This is a genomic window from Dyella terrae, from assembly GCF_004322705.1.
GTDB classification, from domain to species: Bacteria; Pseudomonadota; Gammaproteobacteria; order Xanthomonadales; family Rhodanobacteraceae; genus Dyella_D; species Dyella_D terrae.
This window is the reverse complement of the sequence record NZ_SIZZ01000001.1, coordinates 2264868-2290763: the sequence shown is the minus strand read 5'-3', so window position 1 is coordinate 2290763 and position 25896 is coordinate 2264868. Positions and strand designations below refer to the sequence as shown.

Below are 25896 nucleotides of genomic sequence, written 5' to 3'. Positions count from 1 at the left end.
GGTTTGACCGCTGTCTCAGCCTGGGCTCAGACCCAGGACCCGGTGTCCGACGCGATCCGCGATCGCATCGAGCAATTGAGCGATGCGGGCGCCACCAAGCCTGAACTGGCTCAAGCATTGGCCGACTTCTACGAGGACCGCGCCTACGCGCCCGCGTGGACGCGGCAGGAGAACATCGACGCGCTGCTGAGAGCCCTGGCCGACACCCGCCTGGATGGCCTCGATCCCGAGGATTACCACGTGTCCCAGTTGCAGCGGCTGGCCGCCACGTTGCGTGCGGCCACGCCGGCGCAACGAGCCGAATTCGACCTGCTGGCGACGGATGGCTACCTGGCCGCGTTGGTGCATCTGTATCGCGGCAAGGTCGATCCCTCGACGCTCGATCCGCACTGGAATTTCGATCCGCGTCAGCTCGATCCGGGGCAAGGTCTGATGACGGCGGAAGAGGCCGTGCAGAGCGGTGACATCGCCGGGATTTTCGAGCGGGCCCGACCGCAACATCCGCAATACGATCGTCTGCGTAAGGGACTGGCGGCGCTGCGTGACATCGCAAGTCGCGGCGGCTGGCCGATGATTGCCGACGGCCCGACACTGAAACCCGGCATGACCGATCCGCGCATCCCTGCCTTGCGTCAGCGGCTGGCCATCGGTGGCTACCTGGCCGCCGATGCAGCGCAGGATCACCGCTACGACGAAACCCTGCAGAACGCCGTCAGGCAGTTCCAGCAGGAGCAGTACATCGACGCCGACGGAAACCTGGGCAAGGGCACGCTGGCCGCGCTCAATGTACCGGTGGAGCAGCGCATCGATCAGGCGCGCGTGAATCTGGAGCGCGCGCGCTGGTTGCTGCATCAGGTCACGGGTGATTTCGTGGTGGTGGATATCGCCGGCTACAAGATTGCCTATGTGAAGAACGGCGAGCCGGTATGGACGGCGCGCGTGCAGGTGGGCAAGCCCTATCGCAGCACGCCGGTGTTCAAGTCGCAGATCACCTACATGACGCTCAATCCCACCTGGACGGTGCCACCGACGATCCTGCGCCAGGACATCCTGCCGAAGGTGCGCGCCAACCAGGGTTATCTCGCGGCGAATCGCATCAAGGTATTCAACACGGAGGGCAAGCAACTGTCGCCGGCCAGCGTGAACTGGGCCCATCCGAAGGGCATCGTGTTGCGCCAGGACGCCGGACCGGGCAATTCGCTGGGACGCCTGGTGATTCGTTTTCCCAACGAGTACGCCGTCTACCTGCACGACACGCCGCATACGGAATACTTCGAGTCCGACCAGCGGGCGCGCAGTTCCGGCTGCATTCGCGTGGAGCGTCCGCGTGAGCTGGCCGAACTGTTGTTGAACGATCCGGTGAAATGGAATCGCGCGGCGATTGATGCCGCGATCGATACCAACAAGACGCAGACGGTGAATCTGGCTCAGCCAGTCACCTTGCTGCTGGCGTACTGGACGGCGGAATGGCACGAAGGCGATCGCCTGAGTTTCCGCCAGGATATTTATGAGCGCGACGACAAGGTCAAGCGCGCGCTGGACCGTCGTCGCACCTCGGTACTCAATGCATCGATCACGGCCAGGCCGCAGGCATCACCATGAACGACACCGTCGCCGTTTCGTGCCCTTACTGTGGGGAGCGCATCGATCTGATCGTCGACGTGTCAGCCGGCGAGCAGGAATACATCGAGGACTGCCAGGTGTGTTGTCGGCCGATGGTTGTTACGGCGTGGGTGGATGAGAAGGGCGATGCCAGGGCACTGGTGAACGCCGAGGACGATAGTTAGTGAGCGCTTCGCTTCAGTGAAGTCGCGCCTGCGGCGCTGTGAACGGTAAAAGGAAAACGGAGCAAAGCAGAGCTCACGGCCACTGTGGCCTGCTGTTCCCTGTTTACCGTTTACAGCCCGCGCCGCGGGCGACCTCCTCGCTCACGAAGCGCCAGCTTTCAGGCGGCGTGACTCGTTTTCAGCAGGTCTTCGGATGCCACCACGCCAATAAGCGCCTGATCGAGGCGCGCGCGCGTGGTGATGTCCGATTCCGGAGTCACCGGGCGGGTAAGGTCCCACAGCACGTGGGTGACGAAGCCGGCGTCGGCGGCATCCTGCGCGGTCCATAGCACGCAAACATCGCGGGCGAGGCCAGCGACATAGACCGTATCGACCTGGCGGCCGCGCAGCCAATCCGCCAGCTCGGTGCTCGGGCGAGTGCCTCGAGGCCCATAGTTCTCGCGAAAGCCGCTGTAGGAATCCACCTGGGGATCGCAGCCCTTGCGTACGACATGGTCCACCACGGACCAGTCAATGCCCGGATACAGCTCCGCCCCGGTAGAGCCCTGGACGCAATGGTCGGGCCACAGGGTCTGCGCGTGCCCATACAACGGAATGCGATCGAACGGCTGTTTGCCAGGGTGGCTGGTGGCAAAGGAAATATGGCCGGCGGGATGCCAGTCCTGGGTGGCTACGACGTGCCGGAACAGCCGTGCCTGGAGCAGGGCCCGGATGCCGGGCACGATGGCGTCGCCCTCGTGGCAGGCGAGGCTGCCGCCGGGCATGAAGTCCGGCTGTACGTCAACAAGTATGAGAGCGGCACGTTCTGAAATCGGGTGGCGCATGGCGTGATAGTCACGTCGGGTGGAATGGGGAGTCTAGCGTCCGGCAAGTCCCTCACAGTGTGACGGGGTCTGCGACTGGCACGTACGCTTACCGCCGGTTTTGGGTAGGAAAAGGATTACGTTGAACCTGCCGCGTTAGCCATTTCACCCAGCGCTCACAGGCATAATGGACGGTCATGCAACGTGGCTCCCGGGAAGGCTGATGCATTACGACCAATCGTGGATGGGTTTTGGGCTGGTCGGAGGCTTGCAGGCGGGCGCGATTGCGACGGTTGTGGGCCTGCTGGCCTACCTGATGTTCAACTGGATCGGCGGGCGCAGCGACTGGGGCCAAGGCGCGCGGATCGGCTGGTCCTATCTGCTGGGCCTGATGATCTCCGGCAGCGGCGACATGTGGGACATGTTCTATTTCAACTATGCCCGCCTGCAGTCCCTGCAGCTGCTTAAAGCCAAGCTGGCCCAGGTCCATGATCCGGACGGCATCGGCACGCGCGTCTTCTTCGAGCTGATGGGCGTGGCGCTGGGCATTTACATTGGCTGGGTGATCGCGGGGCGACGCCGCAGCAAGGCGTAGTTATTGCGCTTTGACGTGGCCGAATACCCACGGCCAAAGGCCGGGCGTGGCATAGGCGTTTTCCCACACGCCATGGCCCATGCCAGGGTATTCGGTGTAACGCACTTCCTTCTTGCGGGCCTCGAGTGCGTGGTGCATGCCGCGCGATCCTTCGACGGAGACCACGGGATCGTCGCTGCCGTGGAAGAGCCACACCGGCAAGGTCCCGATGTTGGAGGCCACCCATGCGTAGGGGTCGACGCCGTCCGGGACGCCGTCCACGTGCGAGGGCGATTCGAGGCGCGGCGGATGCTCGATGCCGCCGCAGATGATGACTGCCGCGGCGAACAGATCCGGATGATCCTTCGCGATCTGCCATGAGCCGAACCCGCCCATCGACAGGCCTGTCAGGTACAGCCGCTGGCGATCGCCGTGAAACTCATCAATGCTCGCTTCGAGTGCCTTGATGGCGGCCTCTTCGTACTTGCCGCTCCAGTAAGCGCCACTGGCCACCTGGGGAATAACGACGACTGCCGGAAAGTCTTTCCCATGCGTCCGCAACCACGGCGGCAGGCCCTGGCTCAGCGTCTTGGCATTGTCGCTGCCGCGTTCACCCGAGCCATGCAGGAACAGCACGACGGGCCACGTTCGTTTGGACGTCCATCCGTCAGGCACGAAGACGCGGTAGTGAAGGGTTTCGCCCTGCACGGTCACGTCGCGTTCGAGGAAGCGTGCGTCGTCAGCGGTGGCGTTGAACGTCATGAGTGTAAGCAGCAGCAGGAAGGCGAAACGCATGGCCATGGGGCATGGGTGCTCCGGGTGGTGTCCCGATCACCCTACACCTTCATTCCCAGCAAGCCCAATACGGTGCCTTCGCGCTCGCGCATGCGCTCGAGCAGGAAATCGACGAACAGCCGAATGCGCGCGGGCAGAAAATCGCGGCTGGGATAGATGGCGTAAATGTGCGCTTCCTGGATCGCCGACTGCGTGAGCAAGGGCACGAGGCGGCCGGCCTCGACATCGGTGGCGATATCCCAGATCGACTTGAAGGCGATGCCATGTCCGGCCACGGCAAGTTCGCGCATGAGGTCGCCGCTGTCGGTGGTGATGATGGCATCCAGCCGCATCGGCTTCGGACCTTCCGCGGTTTGCAGCATCCACGGAAGGATGCCGCGCCCGGGGCGGTGCAGCATCAGGCAGGCATGGTGCTCGAGTTCGTCCGTGCTCGCGGGCGTGCCGCGGCGGCGAAGGTAGCCGGGTGACGCGCACAGCACACGATAATTGAGCGCCAGGCGGCGCGAGACCAGCCGTGAATCGGCCATGGCACCGCTGCGGACCGCGACATCCACGCCGTGTTCGAAGACATCGAGCATCGCGTCCGAGGTGCTCACGCGCATGCGCAGTTCCGGATGCTGCTCGGTGAACTGGGCGGCCAGCGGGCCGATGTACTGGCGGCCCAGGTCCAGCGATGCCGAGACATGCAACGCGCCGCGAACCTCCATCTGCCCACGCCCGACCATGGCATTGGCTTCGTCCACGTCGGCCAGGATGCTGACGCAGCGCTCGTAGTAGCAGGCCCCTTCGCTAGTCAGCGAAAGCCGACGGGAACTGCGCTGAAGCAGCCGCACCCCGAGGGCTTGCTCAAGGCGGGTGAGACGCTTGCTGGCCACGGCCGGCGACAGGCCAAGCTCCCGTCCGGCGGCCGAAAGGCTGCCATCGGTGACGGCCCGTACGAAAAGTCGCATGTCGTCGAGATCGATCATCTTCAACTTTCTGGAAAAGATGCTTGCCTAGTTTGGGCAATTCTCATCCTTTCCGGCAAGTAGCAAAGTGCGGCCCTTCGATTCGGATAGGAACGATCATGTCTGCCCACTTTTTCCGCGCCTGGCGGGCCGGAGCCCGGTCATGAGTCAGAACAGCTCGCGCGCCGCCTTGCTGGCGCTGGCCGTGGCGGCCTTTGCCATCGGCACGACTGAGTTCGTCATCATGGGCCTGTTGCCTGAGGTGGCGGCTGACCTCCATGTGAGCATTCCCTCCGCCGGCATGCTGGTATCCGGCTACGCGCTGGGCGTTGCCGTCGGTGCCCCCCTCCTGGCGGCACTGACCGCACGGCTGGAGCGCCGCACCGCCTTGCTCACCCTCCTGGGACTTTTCATCCTTGGCAACGCATTGTGTGCGGTGGCACCCAACTACAGCGTGCTGATGATGGCGCGCGTGGTCGCTGCGTTCTGTCATGGCTCCTTCTTCGGCATCGGCGCCGTGGTGGCCTCGCACGTCGTTCCGCGCGGGCAGGGCGCACGCGCCATCGCGCTGATGTTTGCCGGCCTGACCCTGGCCAACGTGCTGGGCGTGCCCTTCGGTACCTTCCTTGGCCAGTGGGCGGGTTGGCGCTCCACCTTCGCCGCCGTGACCGTGCTCGGCGTGATTGCCGCGCTGGGCGTGTGGCGACTGGTGCCGTCGCTGCCTGAGCTGCATTCGCCGGACATGCGCAAGGAGATGGCCGTGCTGCGCCAGCCGCAGGTGTTGCTGGCGCTGTTGATGACGGTGCTCGGCTTTGGCGGTGTCTTCACCGTGTTCACTTACATCGCGCCCATCCTGCAGACGCAGTCGCATATCAGCGTCGGCGCCACCGGCTGGGTACTCGTGTTGTTTGGCGTGGGCACGACCCTGGGCAATCTCCTGGGTGGTCGCCTGGCTGACTGGCGCCTGATGCCGTCGCTGATCGCCATCCTGCTGGTCCTGATGGTGGTGATGTTTGCCTTCACCTGGACCATGCGCGATCCCGTGGCCGCTGTGATCACGGTGTTCGTCTGGGGCGTGGCCGCGTTCGCGACCGTGCCGCCCTTGCAGATGCGCGTGGTGCAGCAGGCCGTGGACGGCCCGCATCTCGCGTCGACGCTCAACATCGCTGCGTTCAACCTGGGCAATGCCATCGGTGCGTTCGTAGGCGGTGCAGTGATCGAGGGCGGGTTGGGCCTGCCGATGATTGGCATTGCCGGCGCCATCGTTGCTGCATTGGGATTGCTCGTTACGGTTTGGAGCCTGGCGCTGGAACGTCGTGGGGCGACGACGACGACCGGTGCCACCGTTGGCATTTGATGACACCGCTACGCAGAGGATCTGCTCATGGCAAAGACTTTTACCGCGCTGGTGGTTGGCGCGCAGGGCGTGATCGGCCGGAACCTGGTCGATCACCTGAAAACACTTCCCGACTGGGACATCATCGGATTGTCGCGTCGTGGCGGCGATGACGAGGGCGTGCGGCACATCGCGGTTGATCTGCTTGATCCGGTTGATACGCAGCGCAAGCTGTCACCGCTCACCCACGTGACGCATGTGTTCTACACCGCCTACCAGGATCGTCCCACCTGGGCTGAGCTGGTGCCGCCCAACGTGGCGATGCTGCAGCATGTACTCGATGCCATCGAGCCGGTGGCCGATCACCTTCAGCACGTGAGCCTGATGCAGGGATACAAGGTTTACGGTGGGCACCTGGGTCCTTTCAAGACGCCCGCGCGCGAAACGGATGCGCACTTCATGCCGCCGGAATTCATGCATGACCAGCAGCGGCTGCTCGAAGCGCGGCAGCAGGGCAAGGCGTGGACGTGGTCGGGCATTCGCCCGGCCGTCGTCGGCGGCTTTGCGCTGGGCAATCCCCTGAATCTTGCGCTGGGCATCGCGGTGTACGCGTCGATGTCGCGCGAGCTTGGCATCCCGCTGCGCTTTCCCGGCAAACCCGGCGCGTATGACCGCCTCTTGCAGATGACCGACGCCGGTCTGCTGGCGAAGGCCATGGTGTGGGCGGCCACCGAGCCGCGCTGTGCCAACGAAGCCTTCAACATCGCCAACGGCGACCTTTTCCGCTGGAGCGACATGTGGCCGTTCATCGCCGGGTACTTCGGGTTGGAACTGGCAACGCCGTTGCCGCTTTCGCTCGATTCGGTGATGGCTGACAAGGAGCAGCTCTGGCAATCGATGCAGGCACGCCACGGGCTCCAGCCGCATCCATATGCCGACGTGTCGTCCTGGCGCTTTGCCGACTTCGTATTCTCCTGGGATTACGACATGTTCGGCGACGACAGCAAGTCGCGTCGATTCGGTTTCCACGAGTACGCGGATACGAAAGCCATGTTCGCAGCGTTGTTCGACGATTTTCGCCGGCGCAAGATCATTCCCTGATCACGCGTGCCGTGTTCTGCTTTTTGTTCCAGTCCGGAGATCCTCATGAAAGCCGTGGCCTATCGACGCTCCCTCCCGGTCAACGATGCCGAATCCCTGATCGATGTGACATTGCCCGATCCCGTGGCCAGCGGGCGCGATGTACTGGTGCGCGTGGAAGCCGTGTCGGTGAATCCGGTCGATACCAAGATTCGCAAGCGTGTCGATCCCCAGGGTGCCGACAAAGTGCTGGGATGGGATGCGGCCGGCACCGTGGTGGCGGTGGGCGAAGACGTCACCTTGTTCAAGCCGGGTGATGCGGTCTGGTATGCAGGAGCACTCGATCGCCAGGGCAGCAATGCCGCGCTCCAGCTGGTCGATGAGCGCATCGTCGGGCGCAAGCCCGCGACGCTCGACATGGCTCAGGCGGCCGCCATGCCGTTGACCACGATCACCGCGTGGGAGTTGTTGTTCGATCGATTCGCCATTGCGCGCGGCAACGCCTTCCAGAGCGGCGTGGTGCTGGTGGTGGGAGCTGCGGGCGGCGTCGGCTCCATGGCCGTGCAGCTTGCGCGCAAGCTCACCAACCTGACGGTGATCGGCACGGCCTCACGTCCGGAAACCCAGGCATGGGTGAAGGATATGGGAGCGCATCATGTGGTCGATCATCGCGGTGACCTGCGCGAGCAAGTGCGTGCGGTGGCACCGCAGGGTGTGGATTACGTGCTTAGCCTGACGCACACCGAGCAGCACTTCGCCGCGCTCGTGGATCTGCTCAAGCCGCAGGGCAAGCTCGGTCTGATCGACGACCCGGCGACGCCGCTCGATATCACGTTGCTGAAGTCGCGCAGCCTGTCGCTGCACTGGGAGTTCATGTTCACGCGGTCGTTGTACAAAACCGACGACATGAAGGCGCAGCATCAACTGTTGAACGAAGTGGCGGACCTGGTCGATGCCGGCGTGATTCGCACGACGCTGCGCGAATCACTGGGTCCGATCGACGCGAAGCATCTGCGGATGGCACACGAGAAGCTTGAAAGCGGCAGCATGATCGGCAAGCTGGTGCTCGCAGGGTTCTGATTGCCCGTCGTTTGGACGTCCAAAAGAAAACGGCGCCTCGTGGCGCCGTTTTCGTGGATCAGGACCCGAAGAGCTGGTCGGCGAGGTTGCGCGCCTGCTGTCGAATCTCCGGCATGGCCGTGGATTCCCAGTGCGTGCCACGCAGCATGCTGCCGATCGCGTAGAAATGCGGCCATGTGGCGCCGCCATGCCTGAGGCGCCCTTCGAGCGTGCCTTCGGCGCCGAGCCCCAGTGCATCAGGCGTGATGTGGCCATTGGTGAACAATTGGTTGACCAGCGGATGACCTGCGCGGCGCACATCCGTGTTGAGGCCGATGGTCTGGATCACGTAATCCGCGGTGACCTGCTCGTTGAATGCCGAGCCCTTGGGGCGCAGTTCCAGCTGCAGCGCATCGCCCTTGACGTCGACGGCCTGCATGCGGCCACGGCGACGGACGAGCCGACCTTCGCGTTCCAGTCGAGCGAGCGCTTCTGCGACTTGCGGCGCCATGCGATGACGGGCGCGCTCCCAGGCCCAACGGGCGTGGCGCAGGAATCGTGCGCGCTCTTCGCGCGGCAGGGCGCGCCAGAGCGAAGGGGTATGCGGACGCAGGCTGTCGATGACGACACGCCAGTCCGGCGTCTGGCGGATTGCCTCGCGCAACAGGCGCATCCACGTGCGGATGTCGGGCGCGGCAAGCATGGATTCGATCAGGTCGCTGCCGTCATCGGTCGGGGCCGAGGACACGGCGAGGTGCGGCTCCGGCAGCAGGCCGTGGCGCGAGAGGGCGGTGAAACGTGCCTTGGGCCACAGCTCGGCCAGTTCGAGCACAACGTCTACCGACGTCAGGCCCATGCCGACCAGGACGACGTCGAACGGTTCGGCGCTGGGCTGGGCGGAGGCGAGGAAGCGCCAGGGATCGACGATGTAGCGGCCGCTCGTCAATGCGGCCTCGGTGACGCCGCCCAGCGGCTGCGGCGGCAGGGCACCGAGTGCAAGCACGGCGGCGTCGACCCGCGTGCTTTCCTCGCCCTGGATGACGGTGACCCCGTCGTTTTCCGGCACGATGGCGTCGACGGCAAACGGAATGACGCGTACGTCGTGGCCGAGTTCAGCGGCGCGATCCAGTGAGCGACGTACCTCGGCTTCGAGGTAGTCGCCGTACATGCGGCGCGGCAGGAAATCGGTGCCGGCGATGCTGTGGTCGCCGCGCTGGGCGTAATCGAGGAATCCGCGCGGGCGCGCCACGAACATGCTCATGGACGCGGCGCGTACGTTCAGCAGGTGGCGGTCCGAGCGGGTGCCATAGGCAATGCCCCGACCCAGCGAGCCGCCACCGGTGTACCAGTCCAGGTGCACGGGGGATGCATGCTGCCGTTCGAGGATTTCACTGAGCAGCGCCGCGGATGCGGCGCCGCCGCCAATAATGGCGACACGTCGGTACATGCCACTCCTTAAGAAAATAGTGCGAATGAAAGCGGGCTTACGCGCCCAGGTGTCCGGCGATCGCCGCGCGCTGCGGGCGTGCCAACCACTTGTCACGCGCCGCCGGCTCGTACGCGAGGTACTGTGCCAGATTGCCGCCATAGACGTGAAGCGTCAAAGCGGCCTCGTGCCGCGACAAATTGCGGCAGCGGTGGGCATAACCCCCATCCGCCTCGAACCAGGTCGCATCGCCAGGGCCCAGCCAGTCCTGCCCCTGCAGCGTCAGTTCGCCCGAGACGTCGTCGCGCGACCAGGACTGCACTTCCAGGGCACCCTGAAGCGCCAGTTCCAGCCCCCACAAGCCGCCATGATCGTGCACGGGCGTGCTGTGGTTGGCCGGCCACACCATGACCAGAAGGCTGACCTTGCTCCGCTGCCCGACGAGCCAGCGCTCAAAACCGCGTTGACGCTTGCGCAGCGGCGCAAGACCGTCATTCAACGCGCGACCTTGCTGATGGATGACACGACCCATCTCGCGCGCCATGCTCGCAAGGTCGGGACGTTCGTTCGCGCCGAGATCGTATGCGATGTCACGCAGCGCCTTGAGGGTGTGCATGTGTTGGCTCATGCGATGGAACTCGGTTGAGACCGGCGCGCAGTGGACCATGGGACCTGTTAAAGAGGCGTAACACGGTGCGGGCGATTTGCTGGCGCGTGAATGGGATCGCATTCGGACGTCGCGAATGCTCCGTTTCTATAAGGATGGAACGTCCCGATGCCATGGTTGCCTTCGGTGAGCTGCCTGGCGGGTGCCTGGGCACGACGGGCGCTTTGCTGTTCACCCATGACTTCCGCAACATGAATTCCGCCTTGCAGCGGCCGATCATGTCGTCGTCTGGATGGCTGAGGAGATCCTCATGTTCACGCTGTCGATCCTGCTGGTGGTGTGCTTCGGACTGTGGCTGACGGCTGCCGTCATCGGCGCTGTCTTCAAGGTGACATTCGCCTTGATTGGCGGCATTTTCAGCATCATTGGTGCGGCCTTCGGCCTGCTGTTCGGTGGCCTGGCGCTCCTGCTTATCGCGCCGATCGTGCTGTTCTCGTTGCTGCCCGTGTTGCTGCCGCTGGCGCTTGTCATCGGCGTGGTGTGGCTGATTGCGCGCGCTTCGCGCCATCACGCACCAACGGCTCACACGCAAGCGCATTGATTGCCGTGGAAAGGCCCGGTCGGCACATGATGCCGGCCGGGCCTTTTTTGTGGCCGGATGCGCGTTATGCGCATCGCGTCGAACTTACAGCTCGCGCAGATCGAAACTCACCGGTACGCGTGCCCACGCTTTCGTCGTGCGGCCTTCGACCGTGGCCGGCTGGAATCGCCACTTCGCCAGTACCTGTTCGCGCGCGCTGCGATCAAGCAGGGCGTAACCACTGCTTTGCTCCATCTCGACCTGGATCGGCTTGCCTTCCTCGTCCACCAGCACGCGAAGCACCACGGTGCCATGCATACGCTGGCGAATCGCAATGGGCGGGAAAGTCAGCGGCGATGCCTTGTAGGCGAGCGTGGCCTCCGGTGGGCCTGACGGTGCGACCGGCGTCGGCTCGGGCGCTGGCGGCGTGATCGGTCCGGCGGGGGCGGTGCCCTCGTCCGTCAACATCGGCGTTGGTGCGGGCGGCACCGTGACCGGGGCTGCATGGATGCGTGGCACGACCGTGACTTGCTTGGGCGTGATGGGCGCTTCGATCGGCGGGGGATCGGGCACCTTGGGTGGCGGCGTGATCCAGACGACCGTCAGGTCCTTGGTGCGCTGGACGGCATCCATGATGGTGGGCGCCATGGGGCGAAGGGTGATCAACAGCACGCCCAGGTTAAGGGCGATGGCGACGCTGAGGCCGGCAATGCGGACGGCATCAGGGTGCGGACGAGCGACAGCCAGGCCTGCGGACGACATAGGCGACCTCCTGACATTCACGTTGTTGGACTCGATGTGGTGCAAGGGCACTCCGCGCGGGGACGCGGTGGGATCGTGCCGGTGCGATCTCAGCCTATGCCAGACGTCATGGATTCCGCAAGATGGTCAGGTGCGATTCATGTACTTCCCTCGGGCAGCCATCGCGCTAGAGTGTTCGCCAAGTGCCACACATGGAGTTGCCGCATGTCAGCCTTCGACATCCTGCTGTACCTGCAGCACATCGACATGCACACCCCGGCATCGCGCGCCGCGCAGGCCCTGGCGACGCGTCTGGGCGCGCGTCTGGATGGCCTGTTCGTCGCGGATCTGCCGGCGGCTGCCTTCAGCCTTCCCGAGGCCGTCCCGGCCCAACTGGAGGAAACCCGGCGCCGCTGCGTGGAGGCCGAAGAGCACGGCGGGGAATGGCATGGCTGGCTGGCCGGCGCGGGGATTGCCGGCGCCTGGCGCGTCGCGCAGGGGGATACCGTGCAGACGGTCTGCCAGGCCGCTGCCGGCTATGACCTCCTGGTGATGGAGCGCAGCCAGCAACGCAGCGATGCCCCGGTTGGCTTCGGCACGGTGTCCCGGTGCGTGTTCGGCAGCGATCGTCCGGTGCTGGTCGTTCCGGACATTGCGACGATCGACACGGTGGGCTCGCGTGCGGTGGTGGCCTGGAACGGCAGCCGCGAATCCGCGCTGGCCCTGGCCGCCGCCGTTCCGGTCTTGCAGCGCGCCGATGACGTCCTGGTGATCGACGGCAGCGAGATGTACGCCGACGCCCTGGCGGTGCTGCCGCCTCCGGGACTGGCCGACTGGTTGCAGCGCCACGGCATCCGGGCGCGCATCCAGGCGCTGGATGCCGGCCCATCCCACGCTGCCGGCCCCCTGTTGCTCGATGCCGCCCACGCGCATCGGGCGGACCTGCTGGTGATGGGCGCATGGAGCCGTTCGCGCCTCGCCCAGATGGTGCTGGGCGGGACCACCCGCCACCTCTTCATGCACGGCGACCTGCCCATGCTCGTGGCCCATTGATCGCGCCTGGCGCGGGCAAAAAAAGCCCCGCACAGGATGGCGGGGCTCAATAGGCCGGGTATCGGGGGAGAGAGGGGGAGATACCCGGAATGCCAAGTTTCCTCGGGTGCGGCTTTTGCCCGTGTCCAGAATCCGTGAACAGCTGATTCACGACGAACATCGCAATGTGTGCATGATGTCGCGCGGAAATGGTCCGCGGCGGCGCGGCCTGGAGACGGTCATGAAAAAGCACGTACTTGGGATGGTGATGGTGTTGGCTGCACTCGCCTTGCCGACGATGGCGAGTGCGGGCGAGATCTCGTGCAAGATGAAGTTCGGGGTGTCCGGCTGGTCCGCGTTCTACCAGACGGCCGAAGGCTCCGGCACCGTGACCTGCAACAACGGTCAGAGCATGAAGGTGCACATCCGCGTCAAGGGCGGCGGCCTGACCTTCGGCAAGAGCAAGATCACCAACGGCGAAGGCAAGTTCAGCGGCGTCAACAACATGAGCGAGATCAAGGGCCACTACGCCAACGCCCAGGCCCATGCCGGCGCGCAGAAATCGGCCGATGCCCAGGTGCTGACCAAGGGCAATGTGTCGCTGGCGCTCAGCGGAACGGGTGAGGGCTGGAACCTTGGCGTGGCCTTCGGCGCCTTCATCATTGAGTGACGCCGGCCCGTGCGCGGGAGTATCCAAGCGGCGCCCGCCCGGGTAAGGTTCGTGGTGCATGAGCCCGCCCCGCGCGGGCTCGATCCCCGAGCACCCCAAGGAACGTCCATGTCCGCCAGCGCCCCCGCTGCCCTCCCGCGTTACAGCTTTGCCGACGAGCTGGCCAGCTGTGTCGTTCATGGCATCGGCATCGTCCTGAGCATCGCCGGGCTGGCGACCCTGGTGGCCTTCTCGGCCATGGTGGGCGATGCGCGCGCGGTCACCGCCAGCGCCGTCTTCGGCACCACGCTGATCCTGCTGTACACCGCCTCCACGCTTTACCACTCGGTGTCCGGCGAGGGTGCCAAGCGCGTGCTGCGCACGCTCGATCACATCGCGATCTTCCTGCTGATTGCCGGTACCTATACCCCATTTACGTTGATCGCCCTGCCGGGCGCGTGGGGGCTGGGCCTGTTCATCACGATCTGGACGCTGGCCATCCTGGGCATTGCGCTGGAGCTGGGCGTGCTCAAGCGCTTCCGCAAGCTCGCGGTGGTGTTTTACGTGGCGATGGGCTGGGTGGCGATGGTGGCGTTCAAGCCGCTGAGCGCGAGCCTGGAAACCGGCGGCCTGGTGCTGCTGATCGCTGGCGGCGCCGCTTACACGCTGGGCGTACCGTTCTACCTGTGGCGCCGCCTGCCGTTCCACCACACGGTGTGGCACCTGTTCGTACTCGCCGGCAGCGTGCTGCATTACCTCGCGGTGTTGCTCTACGTGATCCCCGATCGGGTCGCCTAACCGAAGATCATCGCGAAGCCGAACAGCCCGATCATCACGAACGAAAGCACCAGCTTCACCAGCGTGCCAAACAGCAGGCCGATCCACGTGCCGACCCCGACATGGGCCGAGCGCAGGACGCTGTTGCCGGCCATGAGTTCGCCGATCACCGCGCCCACGAAGGGGCCGAGGACCAGGCCGGCGAGACCAAAGAACATCCCCACGATGGTCCCGATGCCCGCGCCCCACAGCGCCAGCCGGCTCGCGCCAACGCGTTTGGCACCCAGGGCGCTGGCGAGGAAATCCATGGCCACGCCCACGGCTCCGATGACGCCGATGATGACCAGCCACCACAGGCCCAGGTGCTGGTAGTTGTCCACAGCGGCAACCAGCCAGATGCCGCCGAAGATCATGGGGATGCCGGGGAGGGCCGGGAGGATATTGCCGGCGATACCGCCGACAATCAGCAGGGCGGCAAGGATGTAGAGGGCGATGTCCATGTCGGTTCCGTGGCAGGGGCAAGGCAGAGTACTGCGCGCTGACGCAACCGCGACCAACCCATGGACCGGATCGGCGACAATGCCTCCCTGTGCCTGTTTCCCGCTTTTGACGCCGATGACGCAAACCACCTTACTCAAAGCCGACGAACTGGGCCGCATCGAGCTGGTTCGCGACGGTGATCGCACGGTCATCCGTCGCGACATCGCCGCAGCGCGCTGGTGGGCGCGCCTGTTCGCCTGGCGCGCGGCGCGGCGCGAGGCACGCGCCCTGCGCAAGCTGGACGGTCTCGATGGCGTGCCGGCCCTGCTCGGCTGGAACGGGCATGAACTGCTGCGCAGCTATATCGCCGGCGCGCCGATGCAGCAGTCGCAGCCGCGCGATCGCGCGTACTACCGCGATGCCCTGCGGCTACTGGCCGCGCTGCATCGACGCGGGATCGTGCACAACGATCTGGCCAAGGAGCCCAACTGGTTGGTGCGTGACGACGGTCGCCCCGCGCTGGTGGATTTCCAGATCGCCTGGACGCGCGGTCGGCGCGGTCCCTTGTTTCGCCTGCTGGCGCGTGAAGACCTCCGTCACCTGCTGAAGCACAAGCGCACTTATTGCCCGGAGGCGCTGAGCGCCCGACAGCGGGCGATCCTGCAAACACCGGCGGCGCATTCGCGTTTCTGGCGCGCCACCTTCAAGCCGGTCTACAAGCTCGTGGCGCGCCGCATCTTCGGTTATTGGGATAACGAAGGAAAAGGCCGCGTGCGCGATTGAGCGCCGCGGCCACGCGCGTCACTTCTCGACGAAAGCGCGTTCGATCACGTAATCGCCCGGCTCGCGCGTGCGCGGCGATGCATGGAACCCGCGGCCATCAAGCAGGGCGCAGATGTCGTCCAGCATGGCCGGGCTGCCGCACAACATCACGCGATCGGTTTCCGGATTCAGCGGCGGCAGGCCCGTCACCTCGCTCATCACGCCATCGGCAATCGCATCGGTGATGCGGCCGCGGTTGCGGAACGCCTCGCGCGTCACGGTGGGGTAATAGATGAGTTTCTCGCGCACCATCTCACCCAGGTATTCGTGCTGCGGAAGCACGTTCTCCAGGTACTCCGAGTAGGCCAGGTCGTTGATGTGTCGAACGCCGTGTGCCAGTACGATCTTGTCGAAGCGTTCGTAGGTTTCCGGATCGCGGATGATGCTCATGAAGGGTGCGAGGCCCGTGCCCGTGCCCAGCAGATAGAGATGCTTGCCCGGCTTGAGATCATTGAGCACGAGCGTGCCGGTCGGCTTGCGGCTGACGATGACCGGATCACCCGGCTTGAGGTGCTGCAGGCGCGACGTCAGCGGGCCGTCGGGCACTTTGATGCTGAAGAACTCAAGATGCTCTTCCCAGTTGGCGCTGGCGATGGAATACGCGCGCATCAATGGCCGGCCATCGACTTCCAGGCCGATCATCACGAAGTGTCCGCTGTCGAAGCGAAAACCAGGATCACGCGTCGTGCGGAAGCTGAAAAGGGTGTCGTTCCAGTGGTGCACGTCGATCACGTGCTCCGTCGCCAATGTCACCATGCCGGTAACCGTCTCTCATAGTCGTGGGGAAGCCGCAGCTCAGGGCGTCCGCAAGATGCGGACGGCGACTCGTGGGGGTGGCGGACGATAACGCTGCTGCCTGACGAGCGAGCCTGGGTAGGGCCGTTGCAGTGCATCATTATGCCTGTTCTGTGACCGGCTTGCTGAAACCGAAAATTGGAGCCTTAAATCGCGGCCAGTTCTTGCCTTGCGCCGGCTTTGAACGCTCTTGGCTGATGGGCGAAATATCTCGGTTTTTGAGCAGTTTAGGAATGGTCTGATACCTGAGCCAGACGTTGTCGGTCTAGGATGCTTGGGCTTGTCCTAGAAACACGGCCACGCGAGCAGGTCACCCCTACCGTCAAAACCGCGTCCCGTGTGCGATGCGGCGCTTTCATGCGCCTTCCCGTCCGTACGGCACCCCCTCGTCGCGGGTGGTCTGCACGGGCATCCCTGTCGCCATGAAGCGCGCGCCGGCGCCGCTCCGGGGCGCTATGGCAGTCGCGGCCGTCTTATGGATAGTAGTTGCCAGATCGCCGGTCTGGCGGATGTTCGACAGTCACACAGCGCAGGTTTGTTCGTAATGAAGTGTCTTGAGGATGCGATCAGCAAGGTCTCCGACGCCGCGGGGCGAGATGCCGTTCAGGCTTCGCAAGGCTTGGAGGCCCCTGACCAGGCGTACGATAAAGCCGACCCGGGGACGGTTCCCGCCTACGGAAGCCGGTCCGCTACTTCGACTCATGGCCCCTTGCACGCTCGCGAGGAAGCCTTGCAAATCCGTGTGATCGTCGCCGATGACCATCCGGTCGTCCTGGCAGGAATCCAGGCGGTGCTGGAGCGTTCGCCCGACATCAAGGTCGTGGGCGAGGCACATAATGGCGACCAGTTGCTCGACATGCTCAGCCGCACGTCTTGCGATGTCATCATCACGGACTTTTCCATGCCCGGAAGTCGCCATGGCGACGGCTTGCCACTGCTGTCAGTGCTTGCCTCACGCTATAGCGGTATCCCTGTCATCGTTCACACGATGGTCTACAACGTCGGTGTGCTTCGCACCGTACTCGATCAGGGTGTGCTTGGCCTTGCCGACAAGCGTTCGACCATGTCCGATCTGGTCATGGCCGTGCGGGCGGTCGTCGCACGCCGCCGCTTCATCAGTGCATCGCTGCTACGCAAGTTCGAGCAAAGTGAAATGGTGGTGAATTCCGATCAGGTTTCGCCGCCGTCGCCGCGCGAGATGGAAGTCTTCCGCCTGTATGTTGGCGGCTTGTCGGTCAGCCAGATCGCCGAGCGACTCAATCGCAGCGTAAAAACCGTGAGCACGCAGAAGCGCCAGGCCATGCGCAAGCTCGGCCTCGTTCATGACCGCGATATGGTCGCCTACGCGCGCGAGCACGGAATCATCTGACCTTTGCGTGTTCATCACGCAAGCCTGGGTTACACAGTACTGAACACTCATGGCGATCTGTCCTAATCCATGACGTTTTTCGGAGTCGTCCTATTCACCAGGATTGGCAAGGTGAATAAGGTGACCTCACCATCGCGGGTGCATGGCTTAAGGAGCATCCGCGTGTCAGGGAGTGACTAGGCTGATGAGCGTGATTGACTACTTGGTGGCCGAGGATACGGGCGATGGCTGGGCCGTCTTCAGAAATGCATGCCAGGTCGCGCATCGCGGCGACCTGTTCGATGCCGTCGCCTTCGCCACCCATATGGCCGAGCGGGAAGCCACGCGCACGCCATGCCGGGTGCGGGTAACGACATCCATGGACAGTCTTGAGGCCGTCAAAGGTTCCGGTCCCTGAACCACAGCGCCACGCGACGTTGCACCCATGCGTAACCGCCATGCATCGCAGAGCATCTCCGCGCATCGCCAGCGTATCGCGCAGGCCTTCGTGCGCGGGCGCACCGGATACGCGAGCCGTGGATGCTGGATGCTACTGCTGGCGTGTTTGCTCCTGCTTTTCCTGGGTCAGGCGCGCGCGTCGGATCTCGAGCTGAGCGACGCGGAGCGCACCTGGTTGCGCGAACACCCCACCATCGTCGTGGGCACGTTTGCCGAAGGTTTTCCTCCGTTCGAGATGATTGTGAATGGGAAGATCGATGGCGTTGGCCCCTCGTACCTTGGCGAGCTGTCGCGACAACTCGGCGTGCAGGTGCGCTACAAGGTGTATCCCACCTGGCAGGCCGTGGTCGACGCGGCGCGCGCCGGCGATATCGACCTGGTGATGAATCTTTCGCCCACGCCGGATCGCGCCGCCTTTCTCTACTTCAGCAGGCCCTACTTCGAACACCTGCCCGTTCTCGTGACGCGCCAGGACAATTCACGGCTCAACGACATCACCGGCATTCGCCCCGGTACGCGGCTGGCGGCGCTCGAAGGCGACGCCACGGCCGAAGTCGCGCAACGCCACTTTGCCGGCGTGGACATGGTCTATGCGGCGAGCATGCAGGACGTCATGCATCTGGTGGCGAGCGGCCGTGCCGACGCCTGCATTGAGGATCCTTTCGTCGTGCGCGCGGCGATCTTCAAGGCGGGGCTGCAGCGCCAGCTGCGCGTGGGGCCGCCTGTATCGCTTCCCATCGCCACGTTGGGATTCGCCGCGGCCAAGGATCGCGCCCCGCTGATCGATGCACTGGATCGTGCGCTGGAGCGCCTGTCGGCCGAAGACCATGCCCGGTTGCGCATGCCATGGCTCGACGTGGACACGCCCGATGGGCCCGCTGACAGCGTCAGCATTCCGCTGAGTGAAGCTGAGCGTGTCTGGCTTTCGAAAGTACCGCCGCTGCGCGTGGCATTCGATAGCACGTCCCCGCCTTACACCCTGCTCGATCGCAATGGTCGGCCCGCAGGCATCGCCAACGACTACCTGCGCGAAGTGGCACGCTCGCTGCGCCTGCGCCTGACTTACGTGCCGGCGGCAAACTGGGCCGAAGCCAAGCAGCTGATGCGCGACGGCAAGGTCGACATTCTGCCCGTGATCTCGCCGAACACCGAAGGTTCGGCCACGATGTCCTTCAGCATGGCGTACCTGGATTACCCGGTGATGATCGTCACCCGTGCCGACGACACGAGCATCGTTGGCGTCCTGGATCTGCGTGGAAAGCGCGTCGCGGCCAATACCTCGAAATTCTCGGTGCGGACCGTGACCGATCGTCTCCAGGACACCAGCGTCATCGAGGTCCCCACCACCGAGAGCGGCCTTGCACGGGTCGCCGACGGCAAGGTCGATGCCTTCGTCGGCGATTTTGCCAACGTGGATTACCTCATTCGCGAACACTTTGCCGGGCGCCTGAAAATCGCTGCCCCCACGGACGATTTCGTCGTGCTTGGCATGGGTGTGTCCAAGGCGTATGCGCCGCTGGTGCCGCTGATCAACCGGGTGCTGATGAACATACCCGAGCGGCGCCACCAGGCCATTCGTAACACCTGGCTGGCATCCCGCTACACGTATGGTGGCTCGTGGCAGGAAATCGTGCGCAAGACCTTGCCGGTCACGACGCTCGTGCTCGCGTTCCTTCTGATCATCACTTACGCGTACTTCCGCCTGCGACGGGAGACGCGTCAGCGCCAGCGCACGGAAGAACAGCTGACGGACATCACCCTTAGCCTTCCCGTGGTGGTCTACAAGTTTCGCTACGCGCGCGAGCGCGGCGTCCAGTTCCTGTTCGTCGGGGGCAATCCCGAGCCGATCTTTGGCATACCGGCGGAAACGTTTCTGATCGACGAGCCTCGCGCTTTGCAGACGGTACTGGAAGAGGATCGTGCGCCGCTGATGGAAGAGGTCGACCGGTCCGCGCAAAGCCTCGATCCCCTGCATGCCGAGATTCGCGTGAACGTCGGCGATGATGTGCGCTGGGTATCGACGCGCGCCATTCCCCGTCGCGATGGGGACGCCGTGGTATTCAACGGCTATTGGGTCGATGTGACCGAACAGCGAATGCAGGCCGACCAGCTGGCGCGCGCGAAGGAGCAGGCTGAGGCCGCGACGCAAGCCAAGACTGAGTTCCTGGTGACGATGAGTCATGAAATCCGCACGCCCATGAGTGGCGTCATCGGGATGCTGGAATTGCTGGGGCATACATCGCTCAACGAAGAGCAGCGCCAAATGCTGGGGACGGTGGAGACCTCCGCCACCGCGCTGCTTCAGATTCTCGACGACGTGCTGGACTTTTCGAAGATCGAAGCCGGTCGGCTCACGATTGAATACGTGCCGGTGAGCCTTCGTGATCTGGTCGACAGCACGGTCAGCATCCTGTCGGCACCCGCGCACCGGAAGGGGTTGTCGCTGGGTGTTTGCGTCGATCATCGGCTGGCGGCTGAAGTGAGTGCGGAGAACGTTCGCTTGCGCCAGGTCCTGCTGAATCTGCTGAGCAACGCGATCAAGTTCACCATGCTCGGTTCCGTCCGGCTGGATGTGACCGTGCTGGAAGACGATGGCGAGCACCAGCGCGTGCGCTTCAGCGTCATCGATACCGGCATCGGCATGTCGCCGGATCAGGTGGAGCGGTTGTTCGCGCCGTTCACGCAAGCTGAGTCGTCCACGACGCGACGTTATGGCGGCACAGGGCTTGGCCTGTACATTTGCCGGCGGCTCGTGCAGTTGATGGGTGGTGACATCGCGCTGGACAGCAAGCTGGACCGTGGCACGACGGTGCACGTCGATTTGTGGGTGCCGCTGTTCCAGCGACGTTTCGGGCCGCATCCGCTGCATGGTCGCCGCGCTGCCATGGCGATCCACGACGAGAAAGTCACGCGGTCCATCGCCGAAAACCTGCTGGCATTGGGCATGGAAGTTGTCCAGGACGGGGATGCGGCCGATATCCTGTTCGAAGACGTCGACGGATCGGCGTCGCCAACGCGTCACGCCGCCCGCATCGGCGTGACGCGTGCACCGGATCCGCACGGCTACGCGACGACCACCGACGGCATCGTCATCACCAGCAATCCCATCAAGTGGTCGACATTCGCCATGGCGTGTCGGCTGGCGCTCGGACTGGGTGCGTCCGATTCGACGCCGGCTCCCGCGTTGCTGATCGCGCGCGGTGCCGGGCAACGCGTGCTGGTGGCTGAAGACAGTCCCATCAACCAGGCCCTGATCGCGGCACAGCTGGACAAGCTCGGATATGTCTGCGACGTCGTCGGGAACGGGCAGGAAGCGCTGCAGACGCTGGAGCGGTCGGATTACTGCGTCTTGGTGACCGACTGCCATATGCCGGTGATGGATGGCTACGAGCTGGCGCGTACGGTGCGCCGCAAGGAGCGCGATACCGGACGCCATCTGCACATCATTGCCATGACGGCCAATGCTGTCACCGGCGAAATGGAACGTTGCAGGGAAGCGGGCATGGATGATTTCGTTTCCAAGCCCGTGCGCATGGCCGAACTGCGCCAACGACTGGAGCAGGCCCTGGATCAACCTAAGGACGATGAAGTGACCGCGATGACCGAAGACATTGATATTGATATGACCATGCTCAGGGAGTGCTTCGGCGACGACGCGGTCATCCGCACACTGATTGAACGCTTCGTGGCGACGACGCGTACGGATCTCGCCATGCTCGATACCCTGATCGCCGAGCGCCGTTGCGCCGACGTCGCGCACTGGGTGCACCGCTTGCTCGGCGGGCTGCAGGTGTTTGGTGCCAGTTCGCTCAATGAAGAAGGGGCGAGGCTGGAGCTGGCGATGCGCTCCGAGGCCCGCTACGAGCGACTGCCCGACGCCAGCCGCTTCCGGCACCGGGTAGCCGTCTATATGGACCGGCTCGACGCCCTGGGGCAGGAACTGACCACCTGAGCCGGCATGGCCGCAGACAGCCGTCCGGCACTCGGGCATGATGCGCGCTTCCAACTTTTTGGTGGGGGCGGGATATGGGAAGTCGCGTTCACGATCCGATCGAGGAACGGCATGTCGGGCAACGGCATCTGGACCGGTTGATCATGTTGTCCGATGGCGTCTTTGCGATCGCCATTACCTTGTCGGCCATCGAGATCAAGCCGCGTGAAGGGGCGGGGTTGTCGTTGTGGGACGCCTGGTCCCATTCCCTCCTGGTGTATTTCCTGAGCTTCCTGCTGATTGGCGTGACCTGGGCCAACCACCGTCGCCTGGTGGCGCACCTGCGCGACATCGATGCCATTGGTACCGCGATCAACATGCTGCTGCTGAGCCTTGTCGCTTTGCTGCCGGTGGTGATCCGTTTCAGCTTCGAGGATCCCTCCAGCCAGGAAGCTTTCGTGGTCTATGCGCTGGCTATTGCGGCGACCTTCCTGTGCATGCTCGCGTTCTGGGTCTATACGGCGTTCATCGCGCACCTCGCGCCCGATGTCGACAGGGTGCAGGCGCGCGAGTGGCTTGTGCAGATGGTGTTGGCGCCGCTGACGCTGCTGGCTGCCGCGATGTACGAGGTGCAGTGGCGATCGGCTGCGGCCGTGATGACGGTCGTCGGCGTGGCGTTGCTTTTGAGTCGCCGTTGGCTGGTCCGCCGCGGCCGCGTGCCGGCGTCGGACGGCGAGGCCTAATGGAAGTCGCGTGAGCGGGCATCCAGGTCGCCCAGGAGCCCGCTCAGGTCGACCAGGCGGTGCGCGATGAGATGCGCCACGCCGTCGACATTTTCCCACTGGCCCTCCACGCCCATCAGGCGCGCTTCCAGATAAGGGCGCCGCTGGCGCTCGGCCACCTGGGCCCACACCACCACGTTGATATTGCCGTACTCATCTTCGAGGGTGATGAAGGTGACGCCGCTGGCGGTCTGCGGACGCTGGCGTTGGGTTACCAGGCCCACGGCCCGCACCTGACTGGCGTGCGGCCGCTGCTGCAACTGGCCTGAGTCGAGGTAGCGGCGTGCCCGTAGACGCGAGCGCAACAGACGCAGCGGATGCGGCCCCAGGGTCAGCCCGGTGCGCGCGTAATCGGCCAGCACGGACTCGGCCTGCGAGGGCGGTGGCAGCACGATGGCTTCCTCGGTTGGGCTGGCATGCCCGAACAGGGGTAGCTGCGGCTCCACGCCAGCGATCGCCCATTGCGCGCGATAGCGGTGCCCCGCCAGGCCGCGCAGCGCATCCGCATCGGCCAGCAAAGCCTGGTGGCGACGATCCAGCTGCGCGCGGGCGCACAGGTCCACGATGTCATCGAAGCCACGCTGCCGGCGTGCCGTGCTGATCCGCGTGGCGACGTCTTCGCTGAAACCACGCACCTGCCGCAGGCCCAGGCGCATGCACCAGCCGCCGTGGCTGCGCGGGTCCGGTTCCAGTGTGCAGTCCCAGTCGCTGTGGCGCACGTCCACCGGACGCACCTGGATGCGATGGCGTTGCAGGTCCTGCACGATCTGGCTGGGTGCGTAGAAACCCATCGGTTGCGCATTGAGCAGCGCGCAGGCGAATGCAGCGGGGTAATGGCATTTGAGCCAGGAGCTGACGTACGCGATCTTGGCGAAACTGGCGGCGTGGCTTTCCGGAAAACCGTAACTGCCGAAGCCTTTGATCTGCTCGAAAATCTGCGCGGCGAAGGCTTCGGTGTAGCCATTCTTGAGCATGCCGGCATGCAGGCGTTCGCGATGTTTTTCCATGCCGCCATGACGCTTCCATGCCGCCATGGCGCGGCGCAGGTCGTCCGCTTCGCTGCCGGTGTAATCGGCGGCGACCATGGCCAGCTTCATCACCTGTTCCTGGAACAGTGGCACGCCGAGCGTGCGCTCGAATACAGCGCGCAAAGCTTCGGATGGGTACGTCACCGGTTCCTCGCCACGTCGACGACGCAGGTACGGATGCACCATGTCGCCCTGAATCGGGCCGGGACGCACGATGGCGACCTGGATCACCAGGTCGTAGAAGTTCTCCGGGCGGTGGCGCGGCAGCATCGCCATTTGCGCGCGGCTTTCGATCTGGAACACGCCGATGGTGTCCGCACGCTGGATCATGGCGTACGTTGCCGGATCATCCCTGGGCACGGTGTCGAGGGTGTAGGCGACGCCATCGTGTGCCTGCAGCAGGCTCAGACATTTGCGCACGCAGGTGAGCATGCCCAGGGCCAGGCAGTCGACCTTGAGCAGGTTCATCCGGTCCAGGTCGTCCTTGTCCCACTGGATGATGGTGCGGTCGGGCATCGCCGCGTTTTCCACCGGCACCAGGTGGGACAGCGGCGCATCGGAAATCACGAAACCGCCGACGTGCTGCGACAGATGACGCGGGAAATCGAGCAGATCGGCCGTCAGCGTGAGCACGCGTTTCATGATCGGGCTATGCGGATCGAAACCCGCTTCGCGCAAGCGCTCGTCCAGCGGGGTTTCGCCATCCCACCAGCCAGTCAGTCGCGACAATGCATCGACCTGGTCGGGCGGCAGTCCCATCGCCTTGGCGACATCGCGGATGGCGCTCTTGCCGCGATAGCTGATCACCGTGGCGGCCAGCGCCGCGCGTTCACGACCGTACTTGCCGTAGATGTACTGGATGACTTCCTCGCGCCGCTCGTGCTCGAAGTCGATGTCGATATCCGGTGGCTCGGGTTTGCTGCGCGTGGACTTGCGGCTCTCGGACATGAATCGCTCGATCAGCAGGTTGCCTTCCGAGGGGTCCACCGCGGTGATGTCGAGCACGAAGCACACCGCTGAATTGGCCGCCGAACCGCGGCCCTGGCAAAGAATGCCGCGACTGCGTGCAAAGGCGACGATGTCGTGCACGGTGAGGAAGTACGACTCGTATTGCAGCTTCGTCACCAGATCCAGTTCTTTCTCGATCTGCGCGCGCGCCTTCGGTGGCACGGCGTCCGGCCAGTGGCGCCGCACGCCTTCCTCAGTGAGATGACGCAGCCAGCTGGTGGGCGTATGGCCGTCCGGCACGAGTTCGGCGGGGTAGGTGTATTCGAGCTGGTCGAGGGTGAAGAGACAACGTGCGGCGATGTGTGTGCTTTCTTCCAGCAGCGGCGCGGGATAGAGCTGGGCGAGCAGGTCGCGCTTGCGCAGGTGGCGCTCGCCGTTGCGGAACAGCACGGCACCGGCTTCGGCCACCGTCAGGCCGTGACGGATGGCGGTGATCGTGTCCTGCAGGGCGCGGCGACGACGTACATGCATGTGCACGTCGCCAGACGCCACCGTGCGAATGCCCAGTCGTGCAGCGAGTGTTTCCAGCTGCTGCAGGCGCTGCTCGTCGTCCGGTCCGCGATGCAGTTCGACGGCGAGCCACAGGCGATCGCGGAAGTGCGCGCACAGCCATTGGCCATCGGCTTCATCCGGTGTATCGCCAGGTAGCCACAGCGCGAGCGTGCCCGGCAGGCCATCGGCAAGATCGTCGCGATGCAGGCGATACGTGCCTTTGGTGGATGCACGACGCCCCTTGGTAATCAGCTGGCACAACGCGGTGTAACCATCCCGGGTTTCGCACAACAGCACCAGACGCAAACCGTCTTCCAATACGAATTCCGCACCAACGATCAGCGCGACACCCGTATCGAGCGAAGCCTCGTAAGCACGCACAATGCCCGCCAGCGAACACTCATCCGTAATCGCCAGCGCGTCATACCCACAATCCTTCGCCCGCGCAAACAACTCCCGCGCACTCGACGCCCCCCGCTGAAACGAGAAATTCGACAGACAATGCAGCTCCGCGTAACCCGGAAACACGGCTTGCTCGTCGCCCCCGTTTCCCGTTCC

The 25896-nt window shown here is 64.4% G+C and carries 24 protein-coding genes; 15 read left to right on the top strand and 9 right to left on the bottom strand.

Translation table 11 applies throughout. The annotated features are described in order from the left end of the window. Positions 1 to 3: 3 nt before the first annotated feature. Together EYV96_RS10260 and EYV96_RS10255 are read left to right on the top strand one after the other, a co-directional pair. On the top strand, positions 4 to 1602 hold the full coding sequence (locus tag EYV96_RS10260) for a L,D-transpeptidase family protein (RefSeq protein WP_240732404.1): 1599 nt from the start codon (positions 4 to 6) through the stop codon (positions 1600 to 1602). Then, positions 1599 to 1787, top strand: coding sequence for a CPXCG motif-containing cysteine-rich protein (locus tag EYV96_RS10255; RefSeq protein WP_131151312.1), 189 nt, complete (start codon positions 1599 to 1601; stop codon positions 1785 to 1787). Before EYV96_RS10260 ends, EYV96_RS10255 begins: the two co-directional genes overlap by 4 nt. A 158-nt stretch (positions 1788 to 1945) precedes the next feature. Here EYV96_RS10255 and EYV96_RS10250 read toward each other — a convergent pair whose 3' ends face one another. Next, on the bottom strand, positions 1946 to 2611 hold the full coding sequence (locus EYV96_RS10250) for a nicotinamidase (RefSeq protein WP_131151311.1): 666 nt from the start codon (positions 2609 to 2611) through the stop codon (positions 1946 to 1948). A 202-nt stretch (positions 2612 to 2813) separates the two neighbouring features. Between EYV96_RS10250 and EYV96_RS10245 the strand changes: the two genes are divergently transcribed. Then, positions 2814 to 3185, top strand: coding sequence for a hypothetical protein (locus EYV96_RS10245; RefSeq protein ID WP_131151310.1), 372 nt, complete (start codon positions 2814 to 2816; stop codon positions 3183 to 3185). On the opposite strand, the gene EYV96_RS10240 is transcribed toward EYV96_RS10245, so the two are convergent. Both EYV96_RS10240 and EYV96_RS10235 read right to left on the bottom strand, forming a co-directional pair. Further along, positions 3186 to 3965: a carboxylesterase family protein gene (locus tag EYV96_RS10240; protein WP_240732403.1), complete on the bottom strand. Its 780-nt coding sequence runs from the start codon at positions 3963 to 3965 to the stop codon at positions 3186 to 3188. Positions 3966 to 4000: 35 nt separating this feature from the next. Continuing rightward, the gene (locus EYV96_RS10235) at positions 4001 to 4927 is read right to left on the bottom strand and encodes a LysR family transcriptional regulator (protein ID WP_131151309.1); all 927 of its coding nucleotides are present in this window, start codon (positions 4925 to 4927) and stop codon (positions 4001 to 4003) included. A gap of 142 nt (positions 4928 to 5069) precedes the next feature. Between EYV96_RS10235 and EYV96_RS10230 the strand changes: the two genes are divergently transcribed. Genes EYV96_RS10230 through EYV96_RS10220 form a run of 3 tightly spaced genes read left to right on the top strand, consistent with a single transcriptional unit; the run spans position 5070 to position 8402 of the window. Beyond that, a complete protein-coding gene (locus EYV96_RS10230; protein ID WP_131151308.1) occupies positions 5070 to 6263 on the top strand; it encodes an MFS transporter in 1194 nt (397 codons plus the stop codon). A 27-nt stretch (positions 6264 to 6290) separates the two neighbouring features. Further along, entirely contained in the window at positions 6291 to 7343 is a 1053-nt protein-coding gene (locus EYV96_RS10225; RefSeq protein WP_131151307.1) for an SDR family oxidoreductase, read from the top strand. A gap of 45 nt (positions 7344 to 7388) precedes the next feature. Next, on the top strand, positions 7389 to 8402 hold the full coding sequence (locus EYV96_RS10220; RefSeq protein WP_131151306.1) for a zinc-binding alcohol dehydrogenase family protein: 1014 nt from the start codon (positions 7389 to 7391) through the stop codon (positions 8400 to 8402). Between the two features lie 58 nt (positions 8403 to 8460). Here the strand turns inward: EYV96_RS10220 and EYV96_RS10215 are convergent, their stop codons facing one another. Continuing rightward, positions 8461 to 9828: an FAD/NAD(P)-binding protein gene (locus EYV96_RS10215; protein WP_131151305.1), complete on the bottom strand. Its 1368-nt coding sequence runs from the start codon at positions 9826 to 9828 to the stop codon at positions 8461 to 8463. A gap of 37 nt (positions 9829 to 9865) precedes the next feature. After that, positions 9866 to 10423, bottom strand: a complete 558-nt coding sequence (locus EYV96_RS10210; RefSeq protein WP_240732402.1) for a cysteine dioxygenase — start codon at positions 10421 to 10423, stop codon at positions 9866 to 9868. Between the two features lie 301 nt (positions 10424 to 10724). On the opposite strand from EYV96_RS10210, the gene EYV96_RS10205 reads away from it, so the two are divergent. Next, complete coding sequence (locus tag EYV96_RS10205) at positions 10725 to 11015, top strand: hypothetical protein (RefSeq protein WP_131151303.1); 291 nt, start codon at positions 10725 to 10727, stop codon at positions 11013 to 11015. A gap of 84 nt (positions 11016 to 11099) precedes the next feature. Here the strand turns inward: EYV96_RS10205 and EYV96_RS10200 are convergent, their stop codons facing one another. Continuing rightward, positions 11100 to 11756 (bottom strand): energy transducer TonB, encoded by a 657-nt coding sequence (locus tag EYV96_RS10200; RefSeq protein WP_131151302.1) that lies wholly within the window; start codon positions 11754 to 11756, stop codon positions 11100 to 11102. Between the two features lie 204 nt (positions 11757 to 11960). Between EYV96_RS10200 and EYV96_RS10195 the strand changes: the two genes are divergently transcribed. From EYV96_RS10195 to trhA, 3 genes are all read left to right on the top strand, one after another. Continuing rightward, positions 11961 to 12788 (top strand): universal stress protein, encoded by an 828-nt coding sequence (locus EYV96_RS10195; protein ID WP_165488649.1) that lies wholly within the window; start codon positions 11961 to 11963, stop codon positions 12786 to 12788. 220 nt (positions 12789 to 13008) lie between these two features. After that, positions 13009 to 13437, top strand: a complete 429-nt coding sequence (locus EYV96_RS10190; RefSeq protein WP_131151300.1) for a hypothetical protein — start codon at positions 13009 to 13011, stop codon at positions 13435 to 13437. 108 nt (positions 13438 to 13545) lie between these two features. Then, positions 13546 to 14214: a PAQR family membrane homeostasis protein TrhA gene (trhA, locus tag EYV96_RS10185; RefSeq protein ID WP_131151299.1), complete on the top strand. Its 669-nt coding sequence runs from the start codon at positions 13546 to 13548 to the stop codon at positions 14212 to 14214. On the opposite strand, the gene EYV96_RS10180 is transcribed toward trhA, so the two are convergent. Further along, the gene (locus EYV96_RS10180; RefSeq protein ID WP_131151298.1) at positions 14211 to 14693 is read right to left on the bottom strand and encodes a DUF456 domain-containing protein; all 483 of its coding nucleotides are present in this window, start codon (positions 14691 to 14693) and stop codon (positions 14211 to 14213) included. The two genes, trhA and EYV96_RS10180, sit on opposite strands and share 4 nt — an antisense overlap. Before the next feature lie 115 nt (positions 14694 to 14808). On the opposite strand from EYV96_RS10180, the gene EYV96_RS10175 reads away from it, so the two are divergent. After that, a complete protein-coding gene (locus tag EYV96_RS10175; protein WP_131151297.1) occupies positions 14809 to 15456 on the top strand; it encodes a protein kinase family protein in 648 nt (215 codons plus the stop codon). An 18-nt stretch (positions 15457 to 15474) separates the two neighbouring features. Here the strand turns inward: EYV96_RS10175 and EYV96_RS10170 are convergent, their stop codons facing one another. Next, positions 15475 to 16251, bottom strand: a complete 777-nt coding sequence (locus EYV96_RS10170; RefSeq protein WP_131151296.1) for a ferredoxin--NADP reductase — start codon at positions 16249 to 16251, stop codon at positions 15475 to 15477. Between the two features lie 769 nt (positions 16252 to 17020). Here EYV96_RS10170 and EYV96_RS18765 point away from each other — a divergent pair. The 4 genes from EYV96_RS18765 to EYV96_RS10150 all read left to right on the top strand — a co-directional run bounded on the left by EYV96_RS18765 (position 17021) and on the right by EYV96_RS10150 (position 22771). Then, entirely contained in the window at positions 17021 to 17659 is a 639-nt protein-coding gene (locus EYV96_RS18765) for a response regulator (protein ID WP_165488648.1), read from the top strand. A gap of 184 nt (positions 17660 to 17843) precedes the next feature. Then, entirely contained in the window at positions 17844 to 18056 is a 213-nt protein-coding gene (locus EYV96_RS10160) for a hypothetical protein (RefSeq protein ID WP_131151294.1), read from the top strand. Between the two features lie 27 nt (positions 18057 to 18083). Continuing rightward, positions 18084 to 22049 (top strand): transporter substrate-binding domain-containing protein, encoded by a 3966-nt coding sequence (locus EYV96_RS10155; RefSeq protein WP_131151293.1) that lies wholly within the window; start codon positions 18084 to 18086, stop codon positions 22047 to 22049. A gap of 74 nt (positions 22050 to 22123) precedes the next feature. Continuing rightward, the gene (locus EYV96_RS10150) at positions 22124 to 22771 is read left to right on the top strand and encodes a TMEM175 family protein (RefSeq protein WP_131151292.1); all 648 of its coding nucleotides are present in this window, start codon (positions 22124 to 22126) and stop codon (positions 22769 to 22771) included. Here EYV96_RS10150 and EYV96_RS10145 read toward each other — a convergent pair. After that, positions 22768 to 25866 (bottom strand): error-prone DNA polymerase, encoded by a 3099-nt coding sequence (locus EYV96_RS10145; RefSeq protein WP_240732401.1) that lies wholly within the window; start codon positions 25864 to 25866, stop codon positions 22768 to 22770. The genes EYV96_RS10150 and EYV96_RS10145 overlap by 4 nt on opposite strands. Positions 25867 to 25896 lie beyond the last annotated feature (30 nt).